This is a genomic window from Pedobacter sp. GW821-FHT01D05 (assembly GCF_059422505.1).
The window spans coordinates 246,269-266,869 of sequence record NZ_JBWKXA010000007.1 but is presented as its reverse complement, the minus strand read 5'-3'; the positions used below and the strand labels follow the sequence as shown (position 1 = coordinate 266,869).

General features: G+C 40.0%; 12 protein-coding genes. 2 read left to right on the top strand and 10 right to left on the bottom strand.

The features are described 5' to 3' along the window. Nucleotides 1–32 precede the first annotated feature (32 nt). The 7 genes from AC07VK_RS22420 to AC07VK_RS22390 form a co-directional block, all read right to left on the bottom strand. Complete coding sequence (locus AC07VK_RS22420; RefSeq protein ID WP_492955072.1) at nucleotides 33–1,847, bottom strand: fasciclin domain-containing protein; 1,815 nt, start codon at nucleotides 1,845–1,847, stop codon at nucleotides 33–35. A gap of 10 nt (nucleotides 1,848–1,857) precedes the next feature. Further along, on the bottom strand, nucleotides 1,858–3,324 hold the full coding sequence (locus AC07VK_RS22415; protein ID WP_492955071.1) for a RagB/SusD family nutrient uptake outer membrane protein: 1,467 nt from the start codon (nucleotides 3,322–3,324) through the stop codon (nucleotides 1,858–1,860). A 10-nt stretch (nucleotides 3,325–3,334) separates the two neighbouring features. Next, nucleotides 3,335–6,610, bottom strand: a complete 3,276-nt coding sequence (locus AC07VK_RS22410) for a SusC/RagA family TonB-linked outer membrane protein (RefSeq protein WP_492959628.1) — start codon at nucleotides 6,608–6,610, stop codon at nucleotides 3,335–3,337. A gap of 6 nt (nucleotides 6,611–6,616) precedes the next feature. After that, nucleotides 6,617–8,806, bottom strand: coding sequence for a fasciclin domain-containing protein (locus AC07VK_RS22405; protein ID WP_494939830.1), 2,190 nt, complete (start codon nucleotides 8,804–8,806; stop codon nucleotides 6,617–6,619). Between the two features lie 472 nt (nucleotides 8,807–9,278). Beyond that, entirely contained in the window at nucleotides 9,279–10,631 is a 1,353-nt protein-coding gene (locus AC07VK_RS22400; protein ID WP_492959632.1) for a hypothetical protein, read from the bottom strand. A 27-nt stretch (nucleotides 10,632–10,658) separates the two neighbouring features. Beyond that, the gene (locus AC07VK_RS22395; protein WP_492959634.1) at nucleotides 10,659–12,041 is read right to left on the bottom strand and encodes a glycoside hydrolase family 88/105 protein; all 1,383 of its coding nucleotides are present in this window, start codon (nucleotides 12,039–12,041) and stop codon (nucleotides 10,659–10,661) included. A 197-nt stretch (nucleotides 12,042–12,238) separates the two neighbouring features. Beyond that, a complete protein-coding gene (locus AC07VK_RS22390) occupies nucleotides 12,239–13,279 on the bottom strand; it encodes an adenylate/guanylate cyclase domain-containing protein (RefSeq protein WP_492959636.1) in 1,041 nt (346 codons plus the stop codon). Between the two features lie 330 nt (nucleotides 13,280–13,609). On the opposite strand from AC07VK_RS22390, the gene AC07VK_RS22385 reads away from it, so the two are divergent. Both AC07VK_RS22385 and AC07VK_RS22380 read left to right on the top strand, forming a co-directional pair. Beyond that, nucleotides 13,610–14,215, top strand: coding sequence for a GIN domain-containing protein (locus AC07VK_RS22385; protein WP_492959637.1), 606 nt, complete (start codon nucleotides 13,610–13,612; stop codon nucleotides 14,213–14,215). A 136-nt stretch (nucleotides 14,216–14,351) separates the two neighbouring features. After that, entirely contained in the window at nucleotides 14,352–14,960 is a 609-nt protein-coding gene (locus AC07VK_RS22380) for a hypothetical protein (protein WP_492959639.1), read from the top strand. A 465-nt stretch (nucleotides 14,961–15,425) separates the two neighbouring features. On the opposite strand, the gene AC07VK_RS22375 is transcribed toward AC07VK_RS22380, so the two are convergent. The 3 genes from AC07VK_RS22375 to AC07VK_RS22365 form a co-directional block, all read right to left on the bottom strand. Beyond that, complete coding sequence (locus AC07VK_RS22375; RefSeq protein WP_492959641.1) at nucleotides 15,426–17,060, bottom strand: ABC-F family ATP-binding cassette domain-containing protein; 1,635 nt, start codon at nucleotides 17,058–17,060, stop codon at nucleotides 15,426–15,428. A 205-nt stretch (nucleotides 17,061–17,265) separates the two neighbouring features. Next, nucleotides 17,266–18,183 carry a bestrophin family protein gene (locus AC07VK_RS22370; protein ID WP_492959643.1) on the bottom strand — a complete coding sequence of 306 codons (918 nt, stop codon included), beginning with the start codon at nucleotides 18,181–18,183 and terminating at the stop codon, nucleotides 17,266–17,268. Between the two features lie 60 nt (nucleotides 18,184–18,243). Then, nucleotides 18,244–20,601: an FdhF/YdeP family oxidoreductase gene (locus AC07VK_RS22365; RefSeq protein ID WP_492959645.1), complete on the bottom strand. Its 2,358-nt coding sequence runs from the start codon at nucleotides 20,599–20,601 to the stop codon at nucleotides 18,244–18,246.

The window sequence follows — 20,601 nt, the reverse complement described above, 5'->3', positions numbered from 1 at the left end:
TACTTATATTTTTAGTTCTATGGCTCAATTAGTTATGGACGTTTATAAATCAGGCCCGACGGACTAAATCTTGGATAGTTCTGATCATCATCAATTGGAATAAAATGAATCATATCCATATTCATAATTCCACTTCCATTACCACGCAGCGTAGTAAACCTAACCCAGTGTTTATCAGTTGTTTTAATATCTACTACCCCAGCCAATTTCCCGACCATAACCGACCATAAATTATTCTGTGAGATAGGCTGTAAACCATTTACACCGTTACTTACATCTGCTGTGGTAGCCATATAGCGTTTAAAGCCGTTGGTTAACATTAACCCATCTGCAGAAGGCAAAGCAGCATTAGCAGTAGGTACACCAGAACTGCCTAATGTTTGCGCAAAATCGACCAAATTTGGTAATAACTGCTCTTGTGTTGTTCCTACATCTACTCCAACCTGTGTAAGCGGTCCGGAGCCATTGTAGGTGTAACAGATCCAAACTTTGTATTTACCTTTTACCAGCATAGGTGTTCTGATTTCCATCCAGATCGAACGTGCAGTATTACTGGTGGTCGGGTTAAATTGAATTACATCTCTGTTGGCATAACTCCTCCCATCAGATGCACCGATTGGCGTTGAGGAAACAGCATAAACAGGACCAATTGTATTTGACCGGTAAGCATCGAGCCTAATACCTGCTGTAATCAATTTTCCGTTTTGTAAAAGCTGAATGGTTTGTCCGGGCGCACGCCAGGCCGCTAATAATTTTAATTCCGGTTGATCGCCTATATCGAAGAAAACACCCGTAGGCACCCTCGGTTTAATTTTGTAAAAACCTTTCGATTCGTGTAAAACCCCATTGGATGTAGTAACATTACTGAAAGTTCTGTTTACTTCTACTCCGGGCTCAATCACACCATTAAACTCATCATCATTTAATAAGATTTTCGTTCCAACTAATTTTGTGGTTACAATTTCACTAGGCACCAAAGTAGATAACGAAGGTGAAGAAACAATATCAGGTGTATAACTTGCACCTGTAGAAATATGGTATGCCACATACATCCACAAACTATCGGTATGGCTTTTTGGATTACCCGTTTTAGACAGTTTGGCTTTTAAGGCCGCATAATTGCTAAAACCAGCAGCTTGTATTGCCGAATCGGATTCGAGAATTACCGTTTGAAAACGACGGGTAGTATCAGGAATAGCCGATTGCACATAATTCAACGAATCATAGAATCCGGTTTCTTTTAAGGCTTGCGTAAAAATACTATACCTGTTGTTCGTTTCTATACTTGCTGCCAATGTTTTGGTTGATGGTATTAAAACATGGTCGATAACGTGGATAATACCGTTACCTACCCTTACATTAGATTGGGTAATGAGTGCCTGTTTGTTGATGATAAAACTACTTACACCATCTTTAAAAGTAACACCAGTTTGCAGATACTGACCATAAAGGGTGATCTGGGTTAACTTACCGTCGGTAAATTTGCCTGTAGCAACAGTATCTGGCAAAACATGGAAACGAACAACGTCTTTCAGTTCTGCAGCTGATAATTGGTCTACCGCTGTTTTATTTAAACTTTTCAACCAATCGTTAACTGCATTATTATCAGGCGTAAACATGGTGTATTTACCATATGCGGCCAAATAACCTTTTGTACCCGATCTTTCTAAAATTTGGGTAAACAAAGAAAATTTTTCAGGATTTTTCTCCAAAAATCCGGTAATGTTTACATCATCAGTAGTACTTAATGTTAAACTTTCTCTTTTACAGGCATTAATCACGAAAATTATAAATGCGCTGAGTATAACCAAATAGGTAATGTTTCGGATGTCTAATTTCACTTTCATATCACTTATTCTATTTAGTGTAAAATGGATTTTGTACAAGATTAGGATCTGTAAATAACTCGCTCTGATAAATCGGCAGGTAATGGCTATTGGGATCTCTAAATTTGGTAATGGCCGATTGTTGAAGCGTAGGCGATACTGTTTTAGCTGCAAGATCTAACAGAATATCAATACGGCTATAGTTATTGCGCTTGGCATGGCGTAAAAGGTCGAACCATCTTTTGCCTTCAAAAGCAAATTCTCTGGCACGTTCGGCCAAAATATAATCGCACAAAGCTTCAGTTTCTGAAGGATCTACAGTAACTTTTGTAGCATTTACAGCATTACGCCTTAATCTCAGTTCATCAACCAATGCCAAAGCTTCTACACCACCTCCGGTTAAGGCCAAAGCTTCGGCTTTAATCATCATGATATCTGAATAACGATATGCCTGCCATTTTACGTAAGAAGGATTTTCCGTACCATACTTTTGAATGGTAAAAGCCGCATTATAATAAGAGCCAGGTCTGATATCATAGTTATTATCCGGATCAACGTCATCTGGAATAAAGATTTCGGTACTCAAAAACGGGGAACCTATAAAACGTCGTCTTGTATTTACCAATAAAGTATAAAATGGGTTTTCAATCGCCTGGTCAAATTCAAATATGGTTTCGATGGATGAGCCTTTAAAAAACACATTATTGTACCAGCCAGAACCTGCACCAACCAGGGCAAATCTTTGCGAGTTGATGATTTTATTACACTCGGTAATACAGTTCGGATAATCTTCCATCCACAGGTACACATCGGCCAGCAACGCATTTACGGTAAATTTGGTCACTCTACCCTTATCAAATCTTGTGCTACCATAAGTGGTAACCGCGCCCTGCTCTGCTTTTTTTAAGTCGGCAACAATCTGTTTTAAAATATCGGCCTGTTTGGTTTTCGGCAGATCCTGTAAATCGGTATCTTTTACCGTGGCTGTTAATTTTAAGGGTACATCTCTAAAAGTGCGCAACAGGTAAAAATACATGAGACTTCTTAATGTAAGCGCTTCGGCCACATAACCGTTCAATGCTGCATCGGTAAAAGTGGGATCGGTAGCTTTAACACCAGGCGCAAAATCGAGTACCGTATTGCAATAGTTAATGGTTCGGTAAAATGCTGCCCATCTTGCTGTTGTATTATCCTGGGTAATATTTACATTGATAATATCCGTTTCTTCTGTTGTAATACTAGGCCCGGCTGCAATCATATCTGCCCTAAGCTCGCCATACATAAACATGTACTCCAATAAAGATTTATCGCCAATACCCGGAGGAGGCGCCAGTAAAGAGGTATAACAACCAGAAACTGCTGCTAAAACATCTTCTTTCGTTTTCCAGAATTCCTGTCTGGTAATCCCATCTCGAGGTTGAAGATCAAGCCATTTGTTGCAGGAGCTGCTCATCACCAGCATCATCAATAAACAAGTGCTATATAAAATATTTTTCATCAGTTTTGAATTAAAAGTTAGCAGTTAAACCAAAAGTTATTGTTTTAATTGGCGGCGTGGTGGAATTATCTATCACCGTGTTCGACCCATTTAACTTAATTGGCACCTCTGGGTCCTGACCAGTATATTTAGTGAATGTTAAGATATTCTGAACGGTTAGATTGGTGGTAAGCGATTTCATACCCAACCTCTTCATAAAGGTTTTGCCAAAATCGTACTTTAACACCACCGAGCTTAATCTTAAAAATGATCCGTCTTCAATATAGCGGTCGGAACCTAAAAAGTTATAACCTGTACCGTACATGGCTCTCGGCATATCGGTAACATCCCCCTCTTTTTTCCACCTGCGCAATACCGCTGTACTTTGGTTATTAAAACCGTACATATTGGTGGTGTTAATTTTAGTACCATTGATAATATCGTATCCGGTACGGAAAGTAAAGTTAAAACCTAAACGAAGGTTTCCGTTGATGGTTAGGTTAGATCCAAATCCTCCTGTTAATTTCGGGTTACCATTACCGAGGTACACAATATCTTTATAATCGATGTTTCCATCATGGTTGATATCTTCATACATGGCATCGCCAGGCTGGAAAACATAATCGATGGATGGATAGGCAAAACGCATATAAATTTTATCGCCGTTAGGTCCAACAATCTGGTTTCCGTTCTCATCCAATGCAACTGTTGCGTTTTTATCAGGATATACACCTTTAAACTTGAAACCGTAAAACGACCCGAAAGGATTATTTTCCTGCACAAATACTTTATACACATTGTTGCTGGTTACCCTACCTTTATTTTCTCTGGGGTATAATGGCGAAACCTCGCGGATTACGTTTTCGTTGTGCGCAATATTGAAAGCAAGATCTAGTCTTATCTTTTTCTTTTTGATCACAGTAGCATTCAGGTTTACTTCCCATCCCTGGTTATCCATAGTACCCACGTTCATATCAACCCCTCCATAACCGTTATAACTCGCTACCTGTAAGCCTGGATAAAACAGATCGGTAGTACGTTTACGGTATAAATCGAAATCGATATTTAAGTTTTTAAAGAGGTTTAAGGTAATGCCGAGGTTGGATTGAGTAACAGTTTCCCACCTTAAATCGGTTAATTCCATATTGGTAGAATACACCCCTGCATTATCCAAATAACTAAAACCGTAATTCTGATAAATATTGAAATAAGAATAATCGTAACGCGGCACATTACCACTTTTACCGTAGCTGGCCCTTAAACTAAAATCATCTACATATTTATTGGCCTTTTTCATAAAAGGTTCGCCAGATATCCGCCAACGGCCAGAAACTGAAGGAAAAATACCATATCGGTTAGCAGCACCAAACCTGGAATTACCATCGCCCCTGATACTACCATTAATGATATAACGGTCTAAAAATTTATATTGAACATTCGCCAATAAACCAACTGACCTGGTTTGCCCTAAAGATGAGCTTGCAGAACCCGTGTAATTGGTGCGGCTATCAACAGATGGGTCGGATAAATATGATGATGCGGTATTGGTAGAAAACAGGTACTGCCCGGTTCTGCGGCTATCTTCGCTATCAAAGCGCAAAAAGCCAACAATATCGTGTTTATCGTTCAGTTTAGGCGTATAAGCCAAGGTCATACTGGTGTTCATGGTGAATGAATCGCCATCAGCATCTGAAGCCGTATTGACAACCGATTCGGTATAAGGGCGGCCTGTAGCAATCTGTGGAAGGAAGGTTTTTACTTTGGTATTGTTAATATTTACCATAAAACTTCCATTCAGGCGTAACACACTTGGCAAGATTTCGTACTGTAAACTAAATTTTGGTGTAATCCGTTCTCCCAATTGATGGTTGCTACCTGCTGATGCCATCGCCAAAGGGTTAAAAGTTCCGGTTACTCTTTTATTATCAAAATTATAGAAGAAAGCGCCTTGTGCGGTTGCCGCAGGACTGAAAAAATTTGAAGTTAAATTCCCATACTCATCGTACTCGTAAATGCTCTGGTTAGGCATTTTGGTATAAGCTACATCTCTAACATTCTGCGTAAAAAGTCCATTCTGGTCGATATGTGTATAAGAAATATCAGAACTGAACCTGATTTTGTTCGACACCATATAATCTAAATTCACCCTTGCCGAAACACGGTTTAAATCGGTGCCAATGGTAGTACCTGTTTGGTTAAAATAATTTACCGAAGCACGATATCTGGCTTTTTCGCCACCACCGGAAATAGATAGGTTATGATCTTGAAGGTACCCTACCCTCGTTATGGCCGATAACCAATCGGTATTGTTGCTATAATTATAGTAATTATAGGGATCGTTCGGATCATATTGAAATTGCTTTGCAAATTCTGAAGTAGAAAACTGACGGCCCGCATTATAATATTCTTCCAAAACGAGTGACGAATACTGGTTACCATCCAACATCGGAATCGGACTTGGCTGTTTAGAATACGAACCTTTAAAATTATAGGAAATAGCTGGCGGACCAATTGAACCTCTTTTAGTGGTAATAATCAATACACCGTTTGCTGCTCTCGATCCCCAAACCGCTGTAGCCGCGGCATCTTTTAGCACGCTAATTTCTTTAATATCGGATGGGGCAATATTTAATAACTGACCATAATTGTTCTCATCAGAGGTGGCAAAGTTAAAATCAGAAGGAATGGTAATGTCGTAAGGCATACCATCCAATACAATTAGGGGATCGGTAGCACCATTAATAGAAGATGTACCGCGGATACGGATCTGCATCGGCGCGCCCGGGTCGCCTGTACTGGCGGTAATATCAACCCCTGCCATGCGGCCTTGCAAGGCCTGATCAATTGATGCCGATTGGAGGTCTTCTAGTTCTTTGGCATCGATGGTAACGGTAGCCGAAGTCTGATCGCGTTTATCAATCGTCATTCCACTTCCATTGTTCGTTTTTGCCCTCGAAACAATCTGAACTTCATCCATCTGATTTTCAGAAGGTTCCAACTGAAAATTAATAATAGCCTTATCGATATTAACAGGTGCCGAAGACCTATAACCAATATATGAAACCGATATTCTGTAGGTTTTATCTGCTACTGGCAAAGAATAGTTTCCATCAATATCTGTCGAAACGCCTTTAATTACCCTTTTATCTTTATCAACAATTACAACAGATGCACCAATAATGGGCTGCTTATCTTTTTTATCAATTACCTTACCCTTTACGTAGTTAATTTGTTGTGCATAGCCTAGTGATGATACCAACAAACAGCATAGTAAAATAAAAAAACTATAATTATATCTTTTAGTCATCTCGGTTTAGAATTGATATTTTAAATAAGAATTGATTTGGTGAATCACCGTTCTGTTAGATAATACGTTGCTTCTATCGGTTGTACCGAGCAAAACATTTACAGAAGTATTGGTTACATCTCTTAGCGTGAGTGTATTGGTGGTATTGGTAAATACAGTAACCTTGGCTGCATCTCCCGAATCGTTTTTAAGCAAACTTTCAAAAGAACCTGTTTTCTGTCCGTCGCTTGCTACCGTGCTTTTAATAATATGGTATTGGATAAATTTGGCCACCTTGCTAATATCTCCGGCATCTGTTGGCGCATAATTTGGTGCTCCGTTGGCTAGTTTTGGCAATAATCCTGCGGTTACCGCAGCTTGTATAGCCGCATTTGTAGGAATAAAAACGGTGTAAGAACTTCCATCGGTAACCCCTTGAATTGCACCTGTAGCAGCCGTATAAAGCGTAACGTTATTTTTAAGGTACTGAAAGAAAGAATAATAAGGATCGGTTGTTAGCGTACCATATTTTTCGATATGCTTGCTTACCGGAAGTACCGTATACATCAGTACTTTGGCAGCATAGGCATCAGCTCCATTAACAGCTGTGGCAACCGAATCGATCTTAATACTTTTATCTGCAACTGCTGGTAAATCTTCTGTGCCAGCTGAAGAGAAAAAACCATTGTTGTACTTAATGTATTCACCACCCGAAGTTTCTAAAATACCAGCTGTTGTGGCAAAATTTGGCACTGCACGGTCGCCCAGTGGGATAATATGCGTTTGCAAGAGTCGCCTTAAAATATTGAGATCGCCCCTAATTGGAGAGGAAGGATAAAAGGGATCGTATGAAAACCCTAAACTTACCAGGGTGGCATCAGGAATGGGAATAACAATGTATTTTAAAGAGGCTGTTTTAATCGGAATAGCATAACCCAATACATCAAGCGCCTGTTTCATAATGTAATAGGTAGGATCTAAATTTACCTTCCCATACACGGTTGAAAATACATTGGCATTTTGGGCCGCGTTTACGCCATAAAACAATCCATTACTTAAAAATTGTTTATCTACCACGTTAGCAGGCGTAAGTTTCGTGGCTTCGCCCAAAAAGCTGTTAACCGTATTAAATTTGCTTGGCCATACCGTAGTTCTATATAAATGGGAATTGATAAAATCCCTGATGATATCGGACCTTAAAGAAAACAGTTCGTTCAGCTGTGCTTTATAATTTCCGGGCTGCAACCTGTTTTTTGCATAATATTTTAACAGCACCTTTGCATAGGCCTCAACCGCATCATCTGTCGGTGCAAAAATGGTGTACATACCAATCTGCGCATCGTTGGCATCTTCTTTTAGATAATTTTCGTTGTTAGGCGAAAAACCAAGTAACATGCTGTAGTTTTTAACGTAAACGTTATCGCTTTTACCCGTTAGTACCTGATAACGATGGGTAATATCAGTATTCACATTATAGGTTACATATTTATCCAAAAGGGATTTGAAGGCTCCATACTGCGCTTTAGCACCTATATACTGATCGATACTTTGAGGAGGGGTAAGCACCTTATCTACGATATGGATTACGCCATTTTCGGCCACAATATCTTGCTCGATAATTTTCCCAGGGCCAACATTTTTCCCGGTATACTCGGTATTTGGATAAAAATAATTATAATCTAAAGCACTAATACCTGCAAAAGTGACGAAGGGGCTTAGAAAATAGGGCAGATTTTTATTGTTAAAATCGGTTGGCAAATAAGTTCCGTTTCGGTTACCCGCAATTACCTTTATCGCTTTACCGTCGTTATCTACGCCATCGTAAACAAAATCGTAATAAACGGTACGTCGTCTAAAACCAACATTTTTAACGAAACCCTTTGCCGTTAAATTATCGCTTAAACGTTCTACTTTTTCTCCATCATAGGTCATAGAATAACGTACAATTGCCGAAGCCAGGGTGGCATTTATCTCGGTTAAGTTATTTTCAGACATATAGGTGGTAAAAGCCGCATCTGTTGGTGCAAAAACCGTCCACGAACCTGCTTTAGTTAAGGTTTCTTTATAGCCAGATTTATCTATACAATCTAAAAATCTGGTAAAATTCCCTTTGGCCTGAAGTTGTTGATAAATTGGATCGGCTAATGTTTCAGGACGGCCATAGAACTCATCAAATTCTTTTTTCCGGCAAGCGCTGAGAATGAATATAATCGTCAAATTGACGATTAAAAATTTTTGTAAAACTTTACTCATAGCAATTTCATTGGATAAACGGCCATTAAAATACTGGGCAATAAAAAGCTATGGATCTAAATCAATTAGAAATTAAAAATGTGAAAACTGACTTAAAAGGGTGAGTAGATTTTTACTGCATAGAATCGTATTAACGTTCGTTAATTAAATAGTTGGTTAAAAAGTTATTTGGTTAGTGAATTATTTCTTAAATATAAAAAGGAAGAACAAAATCCCCATCCTGTACTATCCTGTCTTCTTACTATAAAATATTATCATAAAAAGAGAATATCTATCTTCAGCGTAAGTAAATCGTTTTAAGTAAGCCTTAATGCCTTTAAAAAAAATTAAACAATAGCATTACTGATCAAAAAAAACATTAACAGTACAAGAAATAAGACAAAATATGAGGGCTATCCTGCAATTAGCAGTAGCTGTCGTGTTGTTTGGTTTAAAGCTATTTGCTATTCATCCATCCTTCTGGGATAGAAATTACACAGATGTTCATGGATCGGTTATCTTCGGACAACATCGCTGATTGGATTTCGATTTTTTTACCATCAGGGCTCATGGTAGGATGCGGATGGTCTGCCGCTGTTTGTTTATGCCCTGCTGAGAGCAGTTTCATTTCGTGTGTTTTCCTGTTAATGAGGTAAATACTCCTCGAAAAATCGTCGCCAACGGCCCACTTGCCATCTGGCGAACCACTTACATGCCAAAGCCCGCTACCCGTAGGCGTTTGTCCTTCGATTCTCATTTCCCTTGTTCTTAAATTTACAATGGCTAGCCCGGTAGGTTTTTCGCGGGTACCTGACGGTCCCCAGGCATTTTCTTGCCCGGGATTGGCGCCATTTACATCTGTTTGTGGTGCAGCTACAGCATTTGTGCCAGGTACAGGCCTGTGCCCCATAATGGCCATAGCCACTTCATCACGCGAAATAACAGCTTCGTGGGTAACCCATTCATAATCGGCCTCTGGGTATAATGGCCGCAATCCTGTTCCATCAGCCAATACCGTCCAGGTTCGTTGTGGCGATTTCCCACCGGTTTCCCAACAGAAAACAATTTCGCCTGCAAGCCAGGGGTTGGTTTGTATATGGCCTATCTGAAAAGGAACGGATACTACATACTTAATTTCGCCGGTATGAATATTCATCCCTGCAATACCCGAAGGGCCGGCACCCATTTTCCGCGGTCCAAAGTTTGGTTCGGGTTTAGTTCCTGCCGCAAGATGTTTAGCCGCTTCTTCTTTGCCCACCCTGAAATAAGCCCAGTTTTCATCGCCATCGAGCGCCATATCGCCACCTGCACCAATTTTTTCGGGTGTAGTTCCACAAACACGTTCATAAGCTGACACAGGTTTCATTTTACCAGATTTACTATCGGCAAATACCTTAGCCAGATTTACCTCTATAATTTTTACTACTCGTTTGCCCGTATCAATATTCCGCATGAAATATAGTTTCATCGATTTTCTGGCCACATTCAACATTCCGGTGTAGCCACCTTCGGTAACCTGAACAAGATCTCCTGTTGTCTCATTTACGGCCATTGCTTCTCCTTTAACCCTGCCCGATCGGAATATCAACCACTGTCCATCAGCAGTCCACTGGTTATGCGTCTGATAAATCTTCGAATCTCCTGCAGGCGTGCTGGTTAGAAAAGTAAGTACAGCCCCCGTAACGGGATCATTAAGCACTTTTCTTTCTGAAGGAAAACGTTTACCAATCTGTGCGTAGCCGGGCTGATGATTAAACACTAAAATGCAGGTAAAAGCGGCAATGAGAAATGAACAGGATGTATATTTCATCGTTATTTTGGTTAAAAGCAGCGTAGATTATTTATACATCTGAACTGAACTATCGTTTATTACGAAAGGATGCTCTTGTAACAAACGATAAGTTTCTGCCCCTGCCAAAAGCACCGGGCCATAACTATGTGCAGCAAAAACATTTATAGGCCTGTAGTAGTAAAACGCAGGATCGAAACCCATGCCTGTACCCACACAAGTACCTTCTATCTGACCGTTTGCATTTATCTTAGTGCTCACCGCATTCCAGGCCAACAGCGCCATAGGGCCATAGGCTTTGGCATCAAGCCAGCCTTTGTTTACTGCGCGGGCAATGCAATAATTATAAATCGCGGTAGCTGATGTTTCTAAATAAGAATCGTTACGATCTAAAAGCTGATGCCAAAAACCTGTTCCATCCTGCAAAGCTGCCAAACCTTTTACATGTGCTTTTAACATTTGTAAGATATAGGGTCTACCTGGATGGTTTACAGGCAAGGCATCCAGCAGTTCTATTTTGGTCATAAGTGCCCAACCGTTGGCCCGCGCCCAATGAAACTGCGGATGGGGATCCATATCCTGAACCCAGCCATGCATATATAATCCTTTTTCTGGGTTAAACATCCGTTCGGCAAATAGCCTGTATTGTTTTACCGCTTCGTCAAAGTATTTGGTCTCACCAGTTAATACACCCATCTGGGCCATTGCCGGCAGGCTCATGTAGAGATCATCAAGCCATAACGTATTGGGCTGTGGCCTGTTCCTGGCCAGAGTACCATCTTTTAAACGGAACTCTTTGGTCATGATGTAATTTAAATAATGATCGATAACCGGACGGAGATCGGCTTTCACTTCTCCTGTTCGCTGCGCCTTAATCATTGCAGCAGCAATAGAACCTGCATCATCCAGCGCATGTGGATCTATTACTGAACGAACAGGCGTTTCGGCCTCTTTATTTGTTTGTAAACATTTTTGATACGCAGAAACAACATTTGCCAACAAATTAACCCGCTTAAGGGTATAATCTTTAAATTTTTGATCTCCCGTGGCTGTAGCAGCCTCCAGCATACCCGTATAAGTAACACCCCATTCGTAACTCGTTAAACGGTAGTCTCCGGGTTTAAATATCGAATTGGAATCTGCTTTTTTTAAATCCGAAACCACTTTTCCAGAAACCTTATCTATCAGTTCGAAAGGGGTCGTTTTATCCAGGTAATTAAAAACGCGATCCAGCGATACTTTAACATCCGCCATTTTTGTTTCACCATAAGGTGTAACATAGGTCGGTTTTAACAGATGCAGCGGCGAGGTAACATCATTGCCTTTATGTTCTACATATTGAGCAAAAGCAGGTGCACCGGCACATAACGCAGTACAAAAGAACAGCATTTTAAATCCTGAAATTTTAATCGGATTAGCAGAAACAAACATATTGGATGGCTTAAACTATATCATTGCTCCAAACAGGAACAAAACATATAGGGGTTTATAATTGGTTAATCAAGCCAAACTATCATAATTAATAAGAATAAGCAACCTGCTCTGTCCTGCTTCTTCCGTAAAGAAATTATTACAGTATGGATGGCGTGAGTAATTAATAGGATTTACAATTTTAAGTTTGGCCTGTATTAAACAGGCTTTACAGCCACGAGCTGCATTTCTTTTTCCTTTCCGCGGAGCTTAATTGCACCCAACATCTGCGTGGTATAATGGTCTGTTAACTGAAGTTCTTCAATTAGTGCTATCGATACCAGCATCTCCTGGTTAAACTCCTTACACATATTCTGGATTCTTGAAGTGGTATTCAGTACATCTCCAGAGTAGGTGATATCTCGTTTTATAATCCCCACTTCACCTGCTATAATCTTTCCGCAATGAATACCTGCTTTAAAAGCAGGTATTAAACCATACTTTCCAATGTACTTATCCCTCAGAAGTAACAGATGCGCTTTGATATCAAAAAAACAATTGATGCATTTATTGTTTCTTAATCCTTCATCATAGCGCCAGGCAATTACCACTTCGTCGCCCACATATTGATATATTTCTCCCCTATTTTCTAAAATAGGATTGGTAATATCGATAAAGATATCTTTTAATAATTCGTGGTACTTTTTATCTCCGAGGCTTTCGGCAATGGAGGTTGATGAATTTAAGTCGAGAAACATAAAGATCCGTGATTCTTCTTTGGGTGTATTGTATTTTCCACTGATAATATCCCAGAAAATACCTTGCCCAAACTTACTGTTTATCTGCAGCAGCAACTGCGTTATGGAAACCACAAAGGCCCACACCAATCCGTTTTTTAAAAATCTTTTCGAGTCGCCCAGTTCATAGAGGCTCAGTATCTCGTTCACAATCAAAATAACGCCTAAAAACGATCCGGCTACAATTAAGAGGGTATAACCATAAGGCTTATCGTTATATTTTACATTTACAAAGAATACGAGTAAACTTCCTCCTAAAAGTGCCCCAAACAAGCCAATAACTGCATTTAGTACAATTGAAGAAATTAAGGTATAACCAGGCGCTGGCCCTAAAGAATTTCGGGTATGCAGCACAAGGTCTTCAAAAATGGCAATTACCACCCCAGCCATCATCCAGGTTAGGATAATGACCAATAATTGTTGAAGTTTCTGCTGTGTTTGGCGATTGATTTTTACTGACATCGTGATTTTTATTCAAAACTACTGATTCAATATACCTTAACTTTTCACTAAAATAGTGAATATAATCTTACATGTACCCTAATAAACAATTGAAATAGCAATTACTGCTATTACGTTAAAAACTGTTCGTTCCTGCACAACCACTGTTCGGAAATGAACATCCCTCAACGGGCAATAAGCAAAAACAACCCTTACAAAGCCATTAAAGTAACATTTGTTTTTTGGCACCCGCTTGGTTAACCACGAAACTGAATAATGCCGGTACAAACTAGTTTTAATTAGCGCACCCGCCATAAGCTTAATAAATTTTAACATTTAAACAAAAACACCATGAAAAACTCAATTAAAACGGTAATATTTATTGCATCTGCAGTAATTGCCTTAACGGCTACACTTACAAACAACTCAAGTGCTACAGAAAAAAACACAACGATACTTTACAAGGTTCAAAACTTTAGAAGGATTGTGATAAAGGGAAATGTAGAAGTAATGTTGGTACAGCGCCCCGCCATTGGAATATCTTTTGCAGATGATAATACCGGAAATGTGAAAGTTACCCAGCAGGGCGAGGTACTACGCATTACCAGCCTCGATATAGAAAAGTGTAAACTTGTTATTTATGTAAACGATATCTACCGCATTGAGGCTGATCAAAATGCTGTAGTAAAAACAGAAGCAAAACTCAGCACTAAATTTCTTCAGATCATTCTTAAGGGAAACGCCTTTGCCGACATCGACAGCAGTAGTGAAGGTTTATATACTGAAATTCTCGACAATAGTATATTAAAACTCAAAGGCAATACCAATCGCCATACGCTGGTTATGGGCAAAGCATCAAATTTGACTATCGATCGTTTTGCTGCCACTCAAACAGAGGTTAGCCAAGTGGAAACTGGGGCAGAAATTGCTGCGCTGGTTCCATCCTCAGTTCAATAAATGGTAGCGGTTTTAAAAGTGAATCATTCTGGCCAATAATTTTACTTATTACACAAACAACCGATAGAGACAGTTATTTTTTCTATTTTGCATTCAAAACAAAGTTTACCTCTAGACTAAATAACATCATTAGCAAATGAAACTCTCAGAAAACTTACAAAAACTATTGCCATATGGTTACCTGTTCCTTGTGGTGATGGGGATATTAAAAGAAAGCATTTTTTACTATCAGATTGGTGTAAACATTTTAAAGTATACCACAATTATGGATGTATTGATCAGCCCGGTGGCAACACTAACATCTAATCCGGTGGTATTAATCGTTACGACAGGTTTTATTATTCTCGCTTATGCTTACCCGACCTATCTGGCAAAGCGAAGGGATAAAAAGTGGGCACAAAATCTTTCTGGCCTAAAAAACCCTGATACACTTAGTGAAGAGGAAGTAGAAAGCCATTTTTCGAAACTTTTCACTATTGTTTTTGCCATTGGACTCCTATCACTTTTTTTGGGAATTGGACTTGGACAAGGGAAAAACTTATCAAAACACATCAGCAATAACGAACTCGCATACGACCGCAAGCTGAATTATTCGAACGGCGAATCTGAAGACATTTATTTGATCGGCACAAATAGTATTTATTATTTCTACCTATCCAAAGGGAACAGTTTAATTAAGCTTGCTCCAATTGGTGCTATAAAAAATTTAGAAATCCCATTAAAAGCTTCGATTAGCGCTAAATAGTAATCTTATTTCTGAATAAAGTGGTCAGGTGTTTTAATTAAAATACGCATAAAGAAATTATTGATTCTAAATGCCATTTGCTTAAAAATGATAAAAAAAGGGAAAAGACTTTAAGACGGCTAGGCTTCCAGGAATCCTCATTGCTGAGAAGGCTTTTTCAGCCGAAAGCCTATCCCGACCTTTGGGAAAGCAATCTTAAAACGATCGCTACCAGCGTGCGCATTAAGATTATTCATTTTTGCAGTTGTTTTTAAAGGCATTCATGAGCTCGCTTCGTTCGGTTATCTTCGTTCCTCGCAATTGTAAGGGTTTAGTAATTCTGTTACCGAATTACTAAACCCTTACAGCAATGACGATTTTTCTAATGGGGTCTGTCAATGATAGCGCAGTCGAAGGGCATTTATTTGTGATTTATCAATCTCAAGAAGTCTTCGACTCCGCTCAGACTGACGACCTCGGTGCTTATTAACTTTGCTCAATTTCCTTCAAACTGTTCATTTTCTTATAAGCTAAGAACCCTTTAATATCTTCAAAGTGTTCACGAACACGTTTATTGCCAAATTCAAACACTTTCTGCACCAATCCATCCAAGAAATCACGGTCGTGCGATACCAAAATCAAGGTGCCATCAAAATCTTTCAACGCGTCTTTAATAATATCTTTGGTTTTCATATCCAAATGATTGGTAGGCTCATCCAGGATCAATACATTTACAGGCTCCAACAACAATTTGATCATGGCCAAACGGGTTTTCTCGCCACCAGAAAGCACCTTAACCTTTTTTGTGGTATCATCGCCACTGAACATAAAGGCACCTAAGAGGTCTTTTATTTTGATTGAGCCATCGCTTAACGGAATCTGATCAATGGTTTCGAAAACTGTCAGGTTCTCATCCAGCAACGCAGCCTGATTTTGGGCAAAATAGCCGATCTTAGCATTATGTCCTACTTTTAAACTGCCTTCAAAATCGATCTCAGCCATAATGGCTTTAATCATAGTCGATTTACCTTCACCGTTTTTACCAACAAAAGCTACTTTTTCTCCTCGTTCGATCACCATCGATGCTTTTTCGAACACCACATGATCGCCATAAGTTTTGGTCAGCTCTTCTACCATGACCGGATACTGACCTGAACGTGGCGACGGTGGAAATTTTAACCGCAACGCTGAAGTATCTACTTCATCGATCTCGATCACTTCCAGTTTCTCGAGCATTTTTACACGCGATTGTACCTGTAAGGTTTTAGAATAAGTTCCCCTAAAGCGATCGATAAATTCCTGGTTATCGGCAATAAAACGTTGTTGTTCTTCGTAAGCTTTCAACTGGTGTACGCGGCGCTCGGCACGCAGTTGGAGATAATGGGTGTATTTAGCCTTATAATCGTATATCCTGCCCATCGTTACCTCAATGGTGCGATTGGTAATATTATCTACAAAGGTACGGTCGTGCGAGATTACCATCACGGCTTTTGCCGAATTGATCAGGAAATCTTCCAACCATTGAATACTTTCAATATCCATGTGGTTGGTAGGCTCATCCAGTAAAATAAGGTCGGGTTTTTTTAATAAAATTTTAGCTAACTCGATACGCATGCGCCATCCACCCGAAAACTCAGAAGTTTGGCGGGTAAAGTCTTTACGCTCGAAACCCAAACCTTTTAATACTTTCTCTACTTCTGCATCGTAATTGGTTTCTTCAATCGAATAAAATTTCTCACTCAGTTCCGATACGCGCTCGATAAGCTTCATATAGTCGTCACTTTCGTAATCGGTACGGATAGTCAGTTGCTCATTCAGCTCATCAAGCTTTTTTTGCATCTGGTTTACCTCTGCAAAAGCTTTCATGGTTTCCTCAAAAACAGTCACATTATCATGAGTGAGCAAATGTTGTGGCAAATATGCAATTACAGCTTCTTTCGGACCTGTTACGCTGCCTGAAGTAGGTTTAGCTACATCGGCAATGATTTTTAGAATGGTCGACTTGCCTGCACCATTTTTACCCATAAGGGCGATTTTATCGTTCTCGTTTATCGAAAAGGTTACATCGCTAAAAAGGGTGGTTCCGCCAAATGAAACGGAGATGTTATTTACATTAATCACGATTGGGAATATTAAATTCGCGGCAAAGATAAAGGAAAGCGGTTAAATTATCGCGAGAATTTTAAGGCATAAAAAAGGATTCAGTTTTATACTAAACCTTAAAAAATCCTGATCTATCACCATACTAAATCCTAACTAATTTATGAATGAATAACTGGATTAAGAATTCAGCTACAAACAGATTAGAATTCATGGTAAATAATCATCAATCGATAATGCCATTTTTTGGGATGATGTTCCCAGAAATTTCTTCGCCATTCAATTCCATCAAAGAAGTTTCGATCATCTGGCACATTGCATTTAGGGCAAGATCGTTCGATGCCATGCCGAAAGGCTGTTCTATCTCATCTGCAATGGCCTCAAAGGCTACAAAAGTATAGGCAATAAAGGCCACAATAAACGGGGTAAGCCATTGGAGGCTATCAACCAGGCCGAAGGGCAACAAAAAACAGTACAAATAGACAGTGCGGTGCAATAACACCCGGTAACTATAAGGAATGGGGGTAGAAATAATACGTTCGCACCCCCCAACAATCTCGGCCAGTTTATCAAGGTTTTCATCGAATCTCATCTGCTGTATAGTGTCAATTCGGCCAGCCCTGTGCACATTAGCTACCCATTCGCTCATGAGTTTCGTAATCATAACAGGTTTATACTTTGTAGAGATAATAAAATTATAGTGTGTTTCACTAAGCCGTGCCTTAAGATCCTGTTGCGGATCTGTATCCCTTAGCTGATGTTTGAGGGCATAAGTAAAAGAAACAAGAAGACCGATAAAGTGCTGCGAAAGTGACCTGTCTACCGGAGGCTCCGGAAGTGTAAGTACCTGCCGGGCTAATGAACGTGTGCAATTTAATAGGGCTCCCCAGAGTTTCCGCGCTTCCCAAAATCTATCATAACTAACATTGTTACGAAAACCGAGGAACAGTGCCAGTACAAAACCAAATAAGGTTAAAGGTGTTGGATTTAAAGGGATTTTGAAAGAAAAAATTTTACCATTGAAGAATACAACGCCAACTGACAAAACAAAAAGTAATGAGAGCCTGGGAAGCAGCTTTGGAAGAACAGAACCATGCCAAACGAACAGCATTTTGAACCAGTTTTCCTTATTTCTAATTATCATACAGCATTTTGGCTTTTAAGCATCTTTATTTATCACGTGGTGGCTCCTGTCTATTTTCTTTTACAGCTGAACCATCTGTTCAAGTTTTTTCACTCTTTCGTATATCTCAGGATCATGTTTTTTAATCCTGATCTTTACATATTTCGATGCGGGCATATTACTTTCTTTCACTACGTTGTTAATACCTACCAGCACATTTGTTTCCGGAAAATAGGTAACGGCATTTTTTTCAGGAATCTGATAGGAAACAATAATAAACAATGGTGCTATCCGCTCTATTCCATCATCATAGTTAAATAAGTCTACCCTATCTCCTGCTTGGAACCCAGCACCATCAATGTCGTTCTGGTTCATAAACACTACCCTACGTTCATTCTTTATGCCCCGGTACCGGTCATCAAGCCCATAGATGGTGGTATTAAACTGATCGTGTGTACGGGTGGTAGCCATCATATATTCCCCATCTTCCAGATTGTTTTCAGGCAGACTGGTTAGCGTAAACGGTGCTTTTTCTCCAAAGTCCTTGGTAATAAATTTCCCGTCTCTTGCGAGATTAGGCAGATAAAATCCTTCCTTACGCCTAACTTTTTCATTGTAGTTTTCAAAGCCGGGGATACATTTTTCAATATCGTCCCTTACCGCATCGTAACTTTCTGCGTAACGTTTCCAGTCGATAACCGATTTATCGCCTAAAGTTGCCATGGCCATACGGCACACAATCTGTGTTTCATTGATGAGATTGTCTGATACAGGTTTCAACATTCCCTTTGATGACTGTACTACCCCCATTGAGTTTTCTGTAGTGATAAACTGGTGCACGCCATTTACCATATCAATATCGCTCCGTGATAGTGTTGGCAATATAATGGATTCTTTTCCATGAACCAGGTGGCTACGGTTGAGTTTTGTAGATACGGAAACGATTAAATTAAGTTTTCGTACCGCATTGGCGGTATAGTTTGTATCTGGTGTTGCGGACAGAAAATTCCCTCCCAAGCAGAATAAAACTTTGAGTTTTCCTTCATGCATGGCTTTGATTGCCCTTACCACATCATACCCATGTTTACGGGGAGGATTAAAGCCATAAAAATCCTGAAGACGGTCTAGCTGGGCATCTGTAGGCTTTTCATCAATCATCATGGTCCTGTTTCCCTGAACATTACTGTGCCCACGAACAGGGCAAACTCCTGCCCCGGGCTTACCGATACTACCTTTTAACAACAGGATGTTGAGCATTTCCTTAATCATATCTACTCCATTGGGCTGTTGGGTGATTCCCATTCCCCAGCAGATAATAATTCTTTTTTTAAATGCCAGCATTTGTGCAGCATCGTAAATCAATGCTGTAGAAACACCAGATTCCTTTGCAAGTTCTGCTAACTTATAGGTTTCGAACTGCTCGATAAAAGCATCATACCCAATTGTTTTTTCGGCAATAAAATCTTGGTCGAATACCGCTCCGGGAGATTTCCTTTCAAATTCAAGCAGAAGCAGCTCAATCGCTTTTAAAAGGGCCATATCGCCATTTATTTTTACAGGCAGATAAATATCCGCAAGTTTTCCGCCATTGCCCAGCACACCACTTACCTCCTGAGGATTACGGAACCCCATTAAACCTGCTTCTGGCAAGGGATTTATGGCAATGATCTTACCACCGTTCTTTTTACATTTTTCAAGGGCACTCATCATCCTCGGCGCATTGGTCCCCGGATTTTGGCCTACGATCACAACCACGTCGGTATCGTAGAAGTCCTCAAGCTTTACGGTTCCCTTTCCAATACCAATTGTGGGGCGCAGTGCAGTACCAGATGTTTCATGGCACATATTGGAACAATCGGGCATATTGTTGGTCCCATATTCTTTTGCAAACAACTGGTAAAGAAATGACGCTTCATTACTCGTCCTTCCCGAAGTATAAAATGTTGCCTCATCTGGAGTTTCCAACGCATTCAGATGAGCTGCAATTTTCGAGAATGCATCATCCCAGGAAATGGGTTGGTAGTGGCTGCCTCCCTGTGGCAGATACATCGGCTCGGTTAACCGCCCCATTTTGCCTATGGTGAAATCATCGAGCTTTGCCAGGTCAAAAACAGAGTTTTCCTTAAAAAATGCGGCAGTAACCCTTTTGGTTGTAGCCTCTTCGGCAAGTGCCTTTGCACCATTTTCACAATATTCTCCCAATGGAGAACGTTCATCATCCGGATCCGGCCAGGCACAGCTCGGACAGTCAAAACCGCCTGCCTGGTTCATTTTAAACAATGCCTTTGTCCCTCTTAAAAGTGTTTTTTCTTCAATCAGATCTCCGAATGCAGCCAGTACTGCTGGTATGCCGGCGGCCCATGTTTTCACTGGTGTTAGTTTAAGGTCTAACAATTTATAGGGATTCTCTGCAGCAGGTTCTTTTTTATCGTTCTCCAT